The sequence below is a fragment of the Serinicoccus profundi genome (assembly GCF_008001015.1).
Lineage (GTDB): Bacteria > Actinomycetota > Actinomycetes > Actinomycetales > Dermatophilaceae > Ornithinicoccus > Ornithinicoccus profundi.
The window spans coordinates 113778-128250 of record NZ_CP042862.1; the positions used below are offsets into that span (position 1 = coordinate 113778).

Annotated in this window: 11 protein-coding genes; 5 read left to right on the forward strand and 6 right to left on the reverse strand. The window is 73.3% G+C overall.

Annotation, left to right across the window (positions count from 1 at the left end):
• Positions 1-57 precede the first annotated feature (57 nt).
• Positions 58-3744, forward strand: a complete 3687-nt coding sequence (locus FA582_RS17345; RefSeq protein ID WP_010148413.1) for a cell wall-binding repeat-containing protein — start codon at positions 58-60, stop codon at positions 3742-3744.
• Positions 3745-3880: 136 nt separating this feature from the next.
• On the opposite strand, the gene FA582_RS00495 is transcribed toward FA582_RS17345, so the two are convergent.
• From FA582_RS00495 to FA582_RS00520, 6 genes are all read right to left on the reverse strand, one after another.
• Positions 3881-4906 (reverse strand): ArsA family ATPase, encoded by a 1026-nt coding sequence (locus tag FA582_RS00495; RefSeq protein ID WP_010148414.1) that lies wholly within the window; start codon positions 4904-4906, stop codon positions 3881-3883.
• 7 nt (positions 4907-4913) lie between these two features.
• Positions 4914-5198: a cory-CC-star protein gene (locus FA582_RS00500; protein WP_010148415.1), complete on the reverse strand. Its 285-nt coding sequence runs from the start codon at positions 5196-5198 to the stop codon at positions 4914-4916.
• Between the two features lie 40 nt (positions 5199-5238).
• Positions 5239-6984 (reverse strand): carbon starvation CstA family protein, encoded by a 1746-nt coding sequence (locus tag FA582_RS00505; protein ID WP_010148416.1) that lies wholly within the window; start codon positions 6982-6984, stop codon positions 5239-5241.
• A 123-nt stretch (positions 6985-7107) separates the two neighbouring features.
• Positions 7108-7881 (reverse strand): DUF4097 family beta strand repeat-containing protein, encoded by a 774-nt coding sequence (locus tag FA582_RS00510; RefSeq protein ID WP_010148418.1) that lies wholly within the window; start codon positions 7879-7881, stop codon positions 7108-7110.
• Positions 7878-8567 carry a response regulator gene (locus tag FA582_RS00515; protein WP_010148420.1) on the reverse strand — a complete coding sequence of 230 codons (690 nt, stop codon included), beginning with the start codon at positions 8565-8567 and terminating at the stop codon, positions 7878-7880. The genes FA582_RS00510 and FA582_RS00515 overlap by 4 nt, the downstream gene beginning before the upstream one ends.
• Positions 8564-9994: a sensor histidine kinase gene (locus FA582_RS00520; protein ID WP_010148421.1), complete on the reverse strand. Its 1431-nt coding sequence runs from the start codon at positions 9992-9994 to the stop codon at positions 8564-8566. Before FA582_RS00520 ends, FA582_RS00515 begins: the two co-directional genes overlap by 4 nt.
• Positions 9995-10118: 124 nt before the next feature.
• Here FA582_RS00520 and FA582_RS00525 point away from each other — a divergent pair, with 124 nt between their 5' ends.
• From FA582_RS00525 to FA582_RS00540, 4 genes are all read left to right on the forward strand, one after another.
• Positions 10119-10877, forward strand: a complete 759-nt coding sequence (locus FA582_RS00525) for a LamB/YcsF family protein (RefSeq protein ID WP_010148422.1) — start codon at positions 10119-10121, stop codon at positions 10875-10877.
• 5 nt (positions 10878-10882) lie between these two features.
• The gene (locus tag FA582_RS00530) at positions 10883-11566 is read left to right on the forward strand and encodes a 5-oxoprolinase subunit B family protein (RefSeq protein ID WP_010148423.1); all 684 of its coding nucleotides are present in this window, start codon (positions 10883-10885) and stop codon (positions 11564-11566) included.
• A complete protein-coding gene (locus FA582_RS00535) occupies positions 11566-12432 on the forward strand; it encodes a 5-oxoprolinase subunit C family protein (RefSeq protein ID WP_010148424.1) in 867 nt (288 codons plus the stop codon). The genes FA582_RS00530 and FA582_RS00535 overlap by 1 nt, the downstream gene beginning before the upstream one ends.
• A gap of 322 nt (positions 12433-12754) precedes the next feature.
• Positions 12755-14281: an ATP-dependent DNA ligase gene (locus FA582_RS00540; protein WP_010148425.1), complete on the forward strand. Its 1527-nt coding sequence runs from the start codon at positions 12755-12757 to the stop codon at positions 14279-14281.
• Positions 14282-14473: the final 192 nt, after the last annotated feature.

Below are 14473 nucleotides of genomic sequence, written 5' to 3' on the forward strand. Positions count from 1 at the left end.
GTCGAAGGCGGCCCTCGCCATCCCTGCGTCGGCCGGAATCATCAAAGGAGATCATTCGTGAGCAGTGCATGGCCCGGGGGACGTCCCCGCCGCGCGCTCTCCGCGATCGCCGCCCTCTCGCTGACGGGTGCCGTGCTGGCACCCCTGTCGGCGGCAGCGGAGGACGATGCGTTCGTCGCGCCGGGGTCCCCGGCGCCGGAGAGCAAGATCCAGGACAACCAGGCCACCGGTGCAGACCTGGTGCCTCATTCCTACTTCGTCCAGCTCGCTGGACCCAGCACGAGCGCCGGCGGTTCGCTGGACTCGATCGAGTCCCAGCGTGACCGCTTCCTCGCGGACGTGAAGGCCTCCGGTGCCGAGATGGAGGTGCGCTCGGAGTTCGAGACCCTCTGGAACGGTCTGTCGGTCACGGCGAGCGAGGACACCCTGCTCGAGCTGGCGTCCTCCGACGCGGTCGAGGCGATCTTTCCGGTCGGGGTCGTCGACGCCCCCGAGCGCCCCGAGGGCACCCAGATCGACCCCGAGCTGTTCACCGCGATCTCGATGACCGGCGCCGACATCGTGCAGAGCGAGCTCGGCTTCGACGGCACCGGCGTCAAGGTCGGCATCATCGACACCGGCATCGACTACGACCACCCCGACTTCGGGGGCAACGGCAGCCCGGAGAGCACCACCTTCCCGACCGAGAAGGTGGCCTTCGGCTACGACTTCGTCGGTGACGACTACAACGCCGACCCCGGTGCGGGCGAGGGCTACCAGCCCGAGCCGTTCCCGGACGCCGACCCCGACGACTGCCAGGGTCACGGCACCCACGTCGCCGGCATCACCGGCGCCGACGGCGAGGTCACCGGTGTCGCCCCCGGCGTGACGCTGGGCGCCTACCGCGTCTTCGGCTGCGAGGGCTCGACCGACGCCGACATCATGCTGCACGCGATGGAGCAGACGCTCACCGACGACATGGACGTCGTCAACCTCTCCATCGGCTCCGCCTTCTCCGCGTGGAAGGAGTACCCGACCGCGCAGGCCACCGACGCGCTCGCCCGCGAGGGCGTCGTCGTCGTCGCCTCCATCGGCAACTCCGGCGCCAACGGCCTGCACTCGGTCGGCGCCCCCGGCGTCGGTGAGGACACCATCGGTGTCGGCTCGGTCGACAACACCTTCTACGACGCCGTCGTCTTCGTCGACGAGGAGGGCAACGACGTGCCCTTCTCGGTCGGCACCCCGGCCCCCGAGCCGCCGACCTCGGGCGAGGACACCCTCGTCGCCGTCCACGAGCCCGGGACGACCGAGGCCCAGGCCTGCGGCGCCGACCCGTTCACCGCGGAGCAGAAGGCGCTCATCGAGGGCAACTGGGTGATGATCCAGCGCGGCACCTGCAGCTTCCACGAGAAGGCCCGCAACGGCCAGGCGGCCGGGGCGGCCGGTGTCATGATCTACAACAACGTTCCGGGGACCATCAACCCCAGCGTCGCCGGTGACCCGGCGATCGAGGTGCCGGTCGTCATGGTCACCCAGGCCGACGGCTCGCGACTGGCCGCCGACGCCCTGGCGACCGAGGGCCACGTCATCACCTGGACCGGTGAGGAGGCGTCGGTCCCCAACCCGACCGGCGGCCTGATCAGCTCGTTCAGCTCGATCGGGACGATGGCCGACACGACCTTCAAGCCGGACCTCTCGGCGCCGGGTGGGCAGATCTACGCCACCTACCCGCTGGAGATCCAGCCCTACGCCACGCTCTCGGGCACCTCGATGGCCGCCCCGCACGTCGCGGGGGCCGCGGCCCTCATGCTCGAGGCCGACCCGGACCTGGGCGTGGAGGAGATCAAGCTCAAGCTGATGAACAGCTCGATGCAGCTGCCCGTGAACGTCGCCTCCCTTGAGGGGCTGGAGCTCGTGCACCGTCAGGGTGCCGGCATGATCCAGATCGACGACTCGATCCTCGCCGAGGCGACGATCGAGCCCGGTCTGGTCCAGCTGGGCCAGCAGCTCGGCGGCGAGACCAGCACCCAGACGGTGACGCTGACCAACACCAGCGACACCGAGCAGGTCTACACCACCGAGCACGTGCCGGCGGTGGCCACCTCCGGCACCGCGAACGACTGGGTCTACGCGGCCGGGGCGAACGCCGTGGTCGAGGTCGCCCCGACGGTCGTCGTCCCGGCCGGCGCCAGCGTCGAGGTGCCGATGACCATCACCTCACCGACGATCGAGGGTCGCATGGACCCGATCTTCGGTGGCTACGTCAGCTTCACCACCGGTGAGGGCGAGGAGGCCGACACCTACTCGGTCGCCTACGGCGGTCACGCGGCCGACCTGCAGGAGACCGAGGTGCTGGCCGACATGGTCGACGCCGAGGGCAACGTCATCCTCGAGCTCCCGGCGCTGGGTCGGGTCGCCAGCTGCGAGCTCTGGCTCGGTTACGAGTGCGTCGACCCTGCCGGGACCTACGACCTGGCCGGTGAGGACCCCGTCTTCACCATGGAGCAGGACGACGCCCCGCAGTTCCTCATCCACTTCGAGCACCAGGCTCGCCGGATGGAGTGGGAGGTCTTCGCGGCCAACGAGGACGGCACCAAGGGTGAGTCCATGGGCACCGTGGCCGAGGTCGACTACCTCGCCCGGTCCTCGACCCGCAACGGCTTCTCGGCCTACCCGTGGGACGGCATGATGATCGACGACAACGGCGCCAAGGTCCGTGTCCCGGACGGCGACTACATCATGGAGGTCGTCGTCACCAAGGCCAAGGCCTGGAACGACGAGCGCGAGGCGCAGACCGAGACCTGGGAGAGCCCCGTCTTCGGGGTCGCCTTCAAGGGCTCGGACTACGGCAACGAGGACCGTCCGACCGTGGACCGCGTCCTCGGTCAGGATCGCTACTCCACCGCCTCCGAGCTGGCCGTCGAGGAGTTCCCCGACGGTGTGGACACGGTCTACGTCGCCAGCGGCCTGGCCTTCCCGGACGCCCTCGCGGGCGGTGCCCTCGCGGGCTCCGACGAGGCCCCGGTCCTGCTGACCCGCCCGGACATGCTCCCGGCGGCGACGCGGATGGCGCTGCAGCAGCTCGGCCCGGACTCCATCATCGTCCTCGGTGGCGAGGGAGCGGTGAGCGGTGACGTCGCCACGGCGCTCGGCGAGTATGCCGACGTCGAGCGGCTCGCCGGTGCCAACCGGTACGAGACGGCCGTGGGTGTCAGCCAGGCACAGGAGGCGGACTCCGACATCGTCTTCCTGGCCAGCGGCAAGGACTACCCGGACGCCCTCGCGGCCGCCGCAGCCGCCGGGATGGAGGACTCCTCGGTCCTCCTGACCCGGTCGGACCTGCTGCCGAGCGCGACGGCTGCCGAGCTGGAGCGCCTGTCGCCCGAGACGGTCTACGTCATCGGTGGCGAGGGTGCGGTCTCGGCCGAGGTGGCCACGGCCGCCGGCGCCGACGCCGGTGAGGTCGTCCGCCTGGGCGGCACCAACAGGTACGGCACCGCCGCAGCGGTGGCCACGGAGTTCTTCCCGACCCCCGCCCCGGGCGCGTTCCTCGCGACCGGTGTGGAGTTCCCGGACGCCCTTGCGGCGGCCCCGGTGGCGGCGAACAACAACATGGCCGTCCTGCTCACCCGGCCGGACCGGCTGCCGAGCGACACGGTCGAGGCGATGACCGCGCTGCGCGCGCAGATGGTCCACATCGTCGGTGGCTACGGCGCCGTCAACCTCTCGGTCCAGGAGGCCCTGGAGGAGGTCGTCTACCCGTGAGGTCACCGACCTGACGGACTGACACGAGGACGCCCCCGGGACCACCTGGTCCCGGGGGCGTCCTCGTGCGCTCAGGCTCGAGAACCGTGCGGGGGGTGCGGGAGGTGCGCCGCGCGGGGGAGGGTGCGTGCGGGGTTCAGAGGTATGCCGCGAGCCGGGTGAGGCCGTCGGCCCCCAGCACCTCGTCGGGCAGCAGCGGGACCTGGGTCACCGGCAGGTCGGGGAGCGCGTCGCGGAGCTGGGCGACGTAGCCGTCCTCGAGCACCCGACGAGCCGCGAGCAGGTCTCCGGCATCGGCGGGCGAGCGCTTGTTGACGACAAGGGCGCCGACGCCCATCCCCGCGCGGGTGAGCCGCTCGTGCAGCTCCACGCTCTCCAGCACCGGCAGCCGCTCGGCCGCGAGCACGATGACGAAGGCGCTGCGCGCGGGGTCCTGCAGGACCGCCCGCAGGTCGGCGAAGCGGGCCTGGCGCCGATCCAGGATCTGGCGGATCTCGGCGTCGCGGCGCGAGCGCCGGTCGGTCGGTGCGGCCGCCCCGCCGCCCCGGGAGCTGCCGAGGATGTCGGCGGCGGCGCGCTCGCCGGCGTCGCGCGCACCGCCTCCCTGCAGCCCGCGCAGGGCGGCGCCGAAGCGGGCCGAGCGGTCCTGGCGGCGCAGCAGGCCGTCGGTCCAGGCCTGCATGAGCTCGGGCAGGGCGACCAGCCGCGAGGTGTGGCCCGAGGGCGCGGTGTCGAAGATGACCAGCTCGTCGGGGTGGCGGCCCTCGATGACCTCGGCGATGCGCTCCAGGACGGCGGCCTCGTGGGTGCCGGGGGCGTCCCGGGCGAGCTCGAGGTGGGTGGTGATCTCGCCCTGCAGGTGCTCGGGCATGAGCCGGTGCATCGTCTCCCGGACGGCGCGCAGGTGCTCGTCGGTGGTGCGGGCGGGGTCGATCTCCAGGCCGCGCAGGAGCGGGGCGAGCTCGACGACCTCGTCGCCGACGTGCCGGTCCCACAGGTGCCCGAGGTTGTGCGCCGGGTCGGTCGAGACGACGAGCACCCGGCGTCCGCCCCGCGCGAGGCGCAGGCCGAGCGCGGAGGCGACGGCGGTCTTGCCGACCCCGCCCTTGCCGCCGACGAAGAGCACCTCGCGCTCCTGGGCGAGGGTGGTCAGGTCGGTCATCGGTCCCTCAGCAGCACGAGAAGTGGTCCAGCGGGCTGCGGTCCAGCCCCATCCGCCGGTGCCAGTCGTGCACCTGGTCGTAGACGACGGGCAGCAGCTCGACGGTGTAGTAGCTCGCCGGGTTGGGCACCCCGAGCGCCTCGGCCATGACGATGACCATGAAGAGGTCGTCCTCGTCCTGCTGCGCGCGGGCGAAGGTGCGGGCATACGGGCCGGCGAAGACGTCGCGCAGCACCCCCGCCGCCGCCCGGAGGCGGGCGGTCGGCCGGGGGTGCGGCGCGTCGGTCGTCATCGGTCCAGGGTATGCCGTGGGCCGCGGCGGGCGCCTGCGCTCAGCCGTCCCTGCGGTCCGGTGCGGAGTCGCCACGGGCCGACTGCCCGGCGATCTCGGACGCGGAGAGCTGCTCGAGCTCGGCGTCGTCGTCGCCCTGGTAGTCCTTGGCCTTGCGCATGGCGCCCAGCGCCTCGACCATCACCCACAGCGACGCGACGAGGATGACGATGTCGAGGACGAGCAGCAGCCAGTTGCCCTCCGACCAGAAGGTCCCGAGCTGGATGAAGAGGGCATACAGCGTCATGACGCCGACGAAGGCGAGCGGGATGAGCGCCGGGAGGGCGGTGCGGCCACGGCGCAGGAGCATGATCGCGACGATCGACAGGGTCAGAGCGGCGAGCAGCTGGTTGGTCGTGCCGAAGAGCGGCCAGATGAGCATGCCGCCCGAGCCGTCGACGCCGGCGCCGAAGGTCAGGGCGAGGGCCACGCCGACGGCGATGAGCGTCGAGACGCCCTTGCCGAGCCGCACCCCGCCGATCTCACCGATCTCCTGGACGACGAAGCGCTGCAGGCGGACACCGGTGTCCATCGTGGTCGCCGCGAAGAGGATCGCGGTGGTGGCCAGGATGGTGGCCGCCAGCGACTCGGGGAGCCCCAGACCGCTCTGGACGATGGCTCCACCACCGGAGACGAAGGCCCCGACGTTGCCCTGGCCGAAGGCCGAGTAGACCTCTTCCCACGCGGCGAGCGTCTGGAAGCCGGCGGTCGCGGCGATGATCGCGCCCAGGGCGAGCAGCCCCTCGCCGACGGCGCCGAAGTAGCCGACGAAGCGGGCGTCGCTCTCCTTGTCCAGCTGCTTGGAGCTCGTGCCCGAGCTGACCATGCCGTGGAATCCGGAGATGGCGCCGCAGGCGATGGTGACGAAGAGCAGCGGCACGATCCCGGGCGTGCCCTCGGGGACGTTGCCGTTGACGGCGGGCGCGACGATCTCCGGGCGGGCCAGCAGCACCGAGCCGTAGAGGATGCCCAGGGCGATGAACAGCTGCAGGCCGTTGATGTAGTCGCGGGGCTGGAGCAGCACCCAGACCGGCAGCATCGAGGCGATGCCGGCGTACACGAAGAGCAGGATGATCCAGATCGCGTTGGCCGGCAGCCCGGCGACCGTCTCCGGCAGCGCCAGCGGCACCTGGTCACCGACCCAGATGAGGGCGTAGAGCGCCACGACACCGACGATCGAGACCACCGGCAGGCTCCAGCGCAGGCGGTAGATCGCCTGGCCCACGCCGAGCGCCACGAGCAGCGCGCCCCAGGTGGGGATGACGGCGGTGGGCGTGCTCACGAGCAGGCCCGCGATGACGACCGCGAAGGCGGCGTTGACCATGAGCAGCAGCAGGAAGATCACGACGAGGAAGAGGTTGCGCCCGCGGGCCCCGATGTAGCGGCCGGACAGCGCCCCCATGGACTGTCCCTTGTTGCGGACCGAGGCCCACAGCGCCCCGAGGTCGTGCATCCCGGCGAAGAAGACCGTGCCGATGGTCACCCAGAGGAAGGCCGGCAGCCAGCCCCAGATGACGGCGATGGCCGGGCCGACGATGGGCGCGGCTCCGGCGACCGAGGTGAAGTGGTGGCCCCACAGGACGTACTTGTTGGTCGGGACGTAGTCGACGCCGTCCTCGAGCTCGTGGGCCGGGGTGGGGCGGGAGTCGTCGAGGGCGTAGATCTTGCTGGCGAGGAAGCGCGAGTAGAGCGCATACCCGGCCAGGATCATGGTCACCCCGATGAGGGCGAGGACGAGCGAGTTCATGGCAGTCTCCGTTGACGGCACGGCAAGGGGCGTCCCCAACCTACCCGATCTCAGCAGCCCCAGGCGTCACATCTGCCCCAGCGGTGCGGTCGAGGGCCCCTCAGCGGCACCGGTGGGCGGGCCTCAGAGGGTCACCGCGGGCAGGATCTCGATCGAGCCGAGCGTCGTCTCGACATCGATGACGTGCTCGGAGCCGGGCACGTCGTCGACCCGCACCCGCGGGCTGTCACCCTGGCTGGCCTCGGCGGTCACGGCATACCCCCGCCCCTCCGGGACCTCGAGGCCGACGTCGCCGAGGGTCGTGCGCACCCGCAGCAGCTCGGGCGGCTCCGGGCCGGTGTGCTCGACGTCGACCTGACCCAGGGTGCTGCGGATCACGGCCCGGGGCGGGGCACCCGCGAGGGTGATGTCACCGGCGGTGACGTCGACCTCGACCGTGCCGGTGGTGGTGATGTCGACATCGCCGAAGGTCCCGTCGATCACGAGCGCGGTGCCCGCGGGCACCCAGAGGCTGAGGTCCTGCGAGCAGACACCGAGGTTGCTGCCGTCGCAGGGGGCCTCGACGTGGACGGTCGCCCCCTCCTCGCGGGTGGTGACCTCAGGACGGTTGAGCGTCCACCGCGCGGTCGTCTCGATCCGGGGCTCCCCACCCTCGGGTACCTCGTGGATCTCGACGTCGCCGCGGGGTGCCTCGACGACCAACCGGGTCATGGAGTCGGGCAGCGGTGCGGTGTCGACCCCTTCCTGCGTCATCATCGCCGGCGCGGTGCTGAGGACGGCGCCGCCGACGAGCAGCGCGGTGACGACGGCGCCGACCGCCCGCAGTGCGGGGTATGCCGGTCGGGACCGCACCTCGCGCGCGGACGCCCGGGGGCGGCCCGGGGCGGGGGCGCTCACCCGTCGGCCCCGTGCTCGAGCCACTGGAGGACGGCGAGCACGCGACGGTGGTCGTCGTCGGTCGGGGGCAGGTCGAGCTTGGTGAAGATCGAGGAGACGTTCTTCTCCACCGCCCCCTCGCCGATGAACAGCTCGCGGCTGATCGCGCTGTTGGTGCGGCCCTGCGCCATGAGTCGCATGACGTCGCGCTCGCGCGGGGTGAGGCGCTCCAGCGGGTCGACGTTGCGCGCCCGGGACATGAGCTGGGAGATCACCTCGGGGTCCAGGGCGGTCCCCCCGGCGGCGACGGTGCGCAGGGCGGTGACGAAGTCGCTCGTGTCGGCGACCCGGTCCTTGAGGAGGTAGCCCACCCCGCGCGGGCGCCCGGCGAGCAGCTCGGTGGCGTAACGCTCCTCGACGTACTGGCTGAGCACGACGACCGCGACCTCCGGCAGCTCGGCCCGCACCTCCAGGGCGGCCTGCAGTCCCTCGGCCGTGAAGGTCGGCGGCATCCGCACGTCGACGACGACGAGGTCGGGCCGGTGCTCGCGCACCGAGGTGAGGAAGGTCTGGGCGTCCGGGCAGGCGTCGACGACCTCGAAACCGGTGGCGCCGAGCAGCCGCACGATCCCGTCGCGCAGGAGGACCGAGTCCTCGGCGAGGACGACCCGCAGCGGGGTCTGGATCTCGGTGTCGGGGGTGCTCATCGGGTGGTCCTCGGGCGCAGGGGCAGGGTGATGGCGACGGTGGTGCCCGTGCCGACCGGGGAGTGGACGTGCAAATGACCGTCGACCGCGCCGACCCGCTGGCGCAGCCCGGTGAGGCCGCTGCCGCCGCCGACGACCGCCCCGCCGCTGCCGTCGTCGGTGACGGTGATCGCGAGCAGGTCACCGGTCAGGCCTCGGGCGGTGCCCAGCTCGACGCCGGCGCGCGTGGCCCCGGAGTGCTTGGCGACGTTGGTGAGGGCCTCGGAGACGGAGAAGTAGGCGATCGCCTCGGTCGTGGGGTCGAGGCGGCCCTGCGGCAGCCGGCTGGTCACCGTGACGGGCACCGGGCTGCGGGCGGCGAGGGCCGACACCGCCGCGTCGAGGCCTCGGTCGGTGAGGATGGGCGGCACGATGCCGCGGGCGACCTGCCGCATCTCGATGATCGCCTCCTTGCTGGAGGAGTGCGCCTCGTCGAGGAGCTCGCGGACCCGCAGGGCGGCCTCGGGGCTGTCGGGGTCACGGTCGAGGGCGTCGCGGGCCAGACCCAGGGTCATGGCCACCGACACCAGACGCTGCTGCGGACCGTCGTGCAGGTCGCGCTCGATGCGGCGCCGCTCGGCCTCCACCGAGTCGAGGGTGTCCTCCCGCGTCGTCGTGAGCGTGTCGACGCGCTCGCTCATCTGCTGCAGCTGCGCCTGGGTGTCCTCGCCCAGCAACCACCGCGCGAGCACCACGTCCACGCTCGCCAGACCACGCGCGATCCACGGCATCCCCACGACGAGGACGACCCCGATCAGCCAGGCGAGCGTCATACCTCCGACGGACTCGACCCGCAGCGCCCCGAAGACGGTCACCCCGCCGGTGAACGCGGCCCACAGGGGCAGGGTGAGCAGGATCAGCCCCTGGACGAGCAGCGCCACGGTGAGCACGCTCGCGATGAGGCCCCACAGGCCGTGCAGGCCAACCCAGCCGAGGGCCCGCAGCCGCTTCTCGTCCAGCCCCAGCCACCGCCGCCAGGTGGGTGCGGTGGAGGGACCGCGCTCGCCGATCTCGATGCCGAGGAAGGCCGCGATGCGGTGCCGCTCCAGCACGGACAGGCCGTAGGCGCCCCAGATCGCGGGCACGAGCAGCAGCACGCCCACGCCGACGCCGAGCATCGCGAAGGCGCCGCCGATCGCGACGCCCGCCAGCACCAGGGCCGCGATGGCGGTGAAGATGCTGGTCACGAGGTAGCACACGGTCCACCAGTGCTCGAGCAGACGCCTGGCCACCGCGCCCCTCGGGCCGGGCCCGGTGCGCGGTCCGGGGTGCCGGTGCAGGTCGGGGGTGTCGTCCTCGACCTCGTCGCGCGGGCCACCGACCAGGCGCGGCATCCGCCCCGGGTCGAGGTCGCGGTGCCCCTGGGTCGGCATGGGGTGACTGGTCATGGCACCCAACGTAGTCACCGGCGCAGCCCGACGGCAGGCTGCGCGCCCCCGGACCGGTGGGGGGATAACCCCCGGCAGCGGCCGCGTCGGGCCCGGTGGAGCGGCACCGTCCTAGGCTGGCGGCATGCGCATCGACCTCAACGCCGACCTCGGGGAGTCCTTCGGGACGTGGACGCTCGGTGACGACGACGTGATGCTCGACCTCGTGACCAGCGCCAACGTCGCGTGCGGCTTCCACGCGGGCGACGCCCGTACGCTGGAGCGCACGGTCGCGGCCGCCGCCGCGCGGGGGGTCGTCATCGGCGCGCAGGTGGCCTACCGCGACCTCGCGGGCTTCGGTCGGCGCTTCGTCGATGTCGATCCGGCGGACCTCGAGGCCGACGTGCTCTACCAGCTCGGCGCGCTCGAGGCGATGTGCCGCGTCGCCGGGACCCGGGTCGCCTACCTCAAGCCGCACGGGGCGCTCTACCACGCGGTCGGTCGCCACGAGGGCCAGGCGCGGGCGCTGCTGCGCGCGATGAGCAGGTATGACGTGTCCCTCCCGCTCCTGCACCAGGCGGGATCGCTGGTGTCGGGGCTGGCGCAGGAGGGCGAGGTGCAGGTCGTGGCCGAGGCCTTCGCCGACCGCGGCTACCTGCCGGACGGCACCCTCGTGCCGCGTTTGGAGGACGGCGCCGTGCTGCACGACCCGCAGGCGGTCGCCGCCCGGATGGTCCGGCTCGTGCGGGACGGGCTGGTGGAGGCGGTCGACGGCTCCGACGTGGCCGTGCAGGTCGCCTCGATCTGCACGCACGGCGACTCCCCGGGGGCGGTCGCGATGGCCCGGGCGGTGCGCTCGGCCCTGGAGGACGACGGGGTCGAGCTCGCCGCCTTCGCCGGGTGAGCGCGGTGGAGGTCACGCTGCTGCCGATGGGTCGGGAGGCCGTGCTCGTGGAGGTGGCGGGGACGGGGGAGGTGCTGGCCCTCGCGGACGCCCTGCACGAGCAGGGCGGGCGGCAGGACGCGCCCACGTGGGTGCGGAGCCTCGCCGAGGTCGTGCCGGCCGCGCGCACCCTGCTGCTGCGCGTCGCCGAGCCCAGGGACGTCCCCGCGGTCCGGGCCGGGGTGGTCACGCTGGCCGCCTCGCTCGACGTCGCGACCGCCGGGCACCCAGGAGGTCAGGAGCCCGGGGTGGGGCGGGGTGCGCCGGACACGCCGGTGGTGACCCTCCCCGTCACCTACGACGGTGCCGACCTCGCCGACGTGGCGCGGCTCATCGGGCTGGACGAGCAGGAGGTGGTGGAGGCGCATACGGGGTCGGCCTGGCGGGTGGGCTTCATCGGTTTCGCTCCCGGCTTCGCCTACCTCGTCGGCGGCGACCCCCGGCTGCACGTGCCCCGCCGCGAGACCCCGCGCACCCGGGTGCCCGCGGGGTCGGTGGGGCTGGCGGGCGAGTTCGGTGGGATCTACCCCCGCCCCTCGCCGGGCGGCTGGCAGCTCATCGGCCGCACCGAGGTCACCCTGTGGGACCTCGACCGGGACCCTCCGGCCCTCCTGCAGCCCGGCACGCTCGTGCGCTTCGAGGCGCTCTGATGGCCGCCCTGGAGGTGCTCGACGTCGGCCCCCTGGTGCTCGTGCAGGACCTCGGCCGCCCCGGCCTGGCCGCGCTCGGGGTCGGCCGCTCCGGCGCCGCGGACCGCGGGGCTCACCGGCTGGGGGCCCGCGTCCTGGCCCAGCGCGAGTCGCTCGCGGGTCTCGAGGTGCTGCTCGGGGGGTGCACGCTGCAGGCGCGGGGCGCGGTGACCGTCGCCCTCACCGGCGCCGCGGCGCCCGTCTCCGTCGACGGGCGGGCGGTCGCGTGGGGTGCGCCCGTCCGGCTCGGGGACGGGCAGCGCCTGCAGATCGGCCTGCCCACGTCGGGGGTGCGCAGCTACCTCGCGGTGCGGGGAGGGCTGGACGTGCCCGCGGTCCTCGGCTCGCGCAGCCGTGACACGCTCGCCGGTCTGGGGCCTGAGCCGCTGCGTCCCGGCGACGTGCTCCCGGTGGGACGACCCCCGCAGGAGGCGCCGCTGCTCGACCAGGTGCCGCCCCCTCGGGCGCCGACCGGAGCCCTGGTGATGTACGTCACCCCCGGGCCGCGGGCCGACTGGCTGGCGGACCCGACCGCGCTCACGACCGCGGAGTGGACGGTCAGCGAGCGCAGCGACCGGGTGGGCACCCGGCTCACCGGGCCGGCGCTCGGGCGGGCGCGGGCCTACCGCGACCGGGAGCTCGCGAGCGAGCCGATGGTGCGGGGCGCCATCCAGGTGCCGGCCGACGGCCAGCCGGTCGTCTTCGGGGCCGACCACCCGGTGACCGGTGGTTATCCCGTCGTCGGCGTCGTCGACCCGGCTGACGTCGACCGACTGAGCCAGGCGGAGCCCGAGCGGCGGGTGCGCCTCGTGACCGCGCATCCGTGAGCAGACGGTGGGGGGCATGAGGAAGGGCGCGTCGGTCCCGTGACAGCCGACGCGCCCTTCTCGTCAGGCAGCCAGCCCCTCCCCGGGGACGTGGACGAGAACGGGCGCGCAGGGGGGTGTGCCCGCATCCCATCCACGTCGTGTCTGACGTGCCTGGCCGATCAGCAGACGCCGTTGCGAGCGCCTCCGAACGACATCTCCACGCTAACCCGGGGTCGGCAAAGACGGGGTATACCGAAGGTAAGGACTTGGTCAAGTCTCACGAGGGCTCCGAGGCCGATGATCAGGAGGTCTGTCGGTGTCGTGCGTCACACTGGCGGGTATGCAGCTGGCCCAGGTCACCGGGACGTCCGCCGCGGTCGCCGCGACCCGGTCGCGCACCGACAAGACATCCCTGCTCGCGCAGACGCTCACCGAGGTCGCCGGTGGGGAGGCGCTGCCGCGTGAGGTCGAGGTGGTCGCCGACTACCTCGCCGGCACCCTGCCCCAACGCACCGTCGGTGTCGGGTGGCGCAGCCTGCGCGACCGCCCGGCGCCCGCGGCTGCCGCGTCGCTGTCGGTGCTCGAGGTCGACGCGGCGCTCACCGACCTCAAGGAGCTCATCGGGGCCGGCTCGACCGCCGCCCGCACGGGTGCGCTGCGCGACCTGCTCTCCCGCGCGACGGCTCAGGAGCAGGACTGGCTCGTCGGGCTGCTGACCGGTGAGCTGCGCCAGGGAGCCGGCGACGGGGTGCTCCTGCCGGCCATCGCCCGCGCGGCCGACGTGCCGGAGCCCCTGGTGCGGCGGGCCGTCATGCTCGCCGGCTTCCCCGGACCGGTCGCCCGGGCCGCGCTGACCGGAGGGGCGGCGGCGCTGGAGGAGGTCCGCCTCGAGGTCGGTCGCCCGCTGCGGCCGATGCTCGCGGGCTCCGAGCCCGACGTCGCGTCGGCGGTCAGCGGCCAGGCCGAGGTGGCGTTGGACCTCAAGCTCGACGGCATCCGGCTCCAGGCCCACCTCGACCGTGAGGCGACCCCGCCGGTCCGGCTCTTCACCCGGAGCCTGGAGGAGATCACCGACCGGCTGCCCGAGGTGGTGGAGGCGGTCGCGGCCCTGCCCGCGCGGACGGCGGTCCTCGACGGCGAGGTCATCGTGCTCGACGACGACGGCCGACCGCGTCCTTTCCAGGTCACCGGTGCCCGGACGGCCTCGCGCACCGACCCGGCGGAGCTGGCGCGCACGACCCCGGTGACGACCTACCTCTTCGACCTGCTGCACCTCGACGGCGCCGACCTCGTCGATCACCCGGCGCAGCAGCGGTGGGCGGCGCTCGCCGACCTGGCGCCCGATCTCGTGGTGGAGCGTCTGTCCACGGCCGACCCGACGCGGGCGCAGGAGTTCTTCGACGACGTCGTGGCGCGCGGGCACGAGGGCGTCGTCGTCAAGGACCCGCAGGCGCCCTACGCCGCGGGGCGCCGGGGCGCCGGCTGGGTCAAGGTCAAGCCCCGCCGCACGGCCGATCTCGTCGTCACCGGGGTGGAGTGGGGCAGCGGGCGGCGCCAGGGGTGGCTGTCCAACATCCACCTGGCGGCGCTCGGGACCGACGGGGAGCTGGTGATGGTCGGCAAGACCTTCAAGGGGATGACCGATGAGACCCTGCGCTGGCAGACCGAGCGGTTCCTCGCGCTGGAGACCTCCCGCGAAGGGCACGTGGTGCACGTGCGCCCCGAGCAGGTGGTCGAGATCGCCTACGACGCGGTGCAGACCTCGCGGCGCTATCCCGGCGGCCTCGCCCTGCGCTTCGCCCGGGTCCTGCGCTACCGCGACGACAAGGGCGCCGACGAGGCGGACACCCTCGACTCCCTGCGCTGACCCTTCCTACCACCCTCACCCTGACCCCCACCCTGACCCTCACCCCCATCCCCACCCTCACCCCCATCCCCCTCCCCATCCCGACCGAGCGCCGCAGATGGTCGCTCTCACCCCCACCGGGCGTCGCAGATGGTCGCTCTCACCCCCACCGAGCGTCGCAGATGGTCGCTGTCACCCCCACCGAGCGCCGCA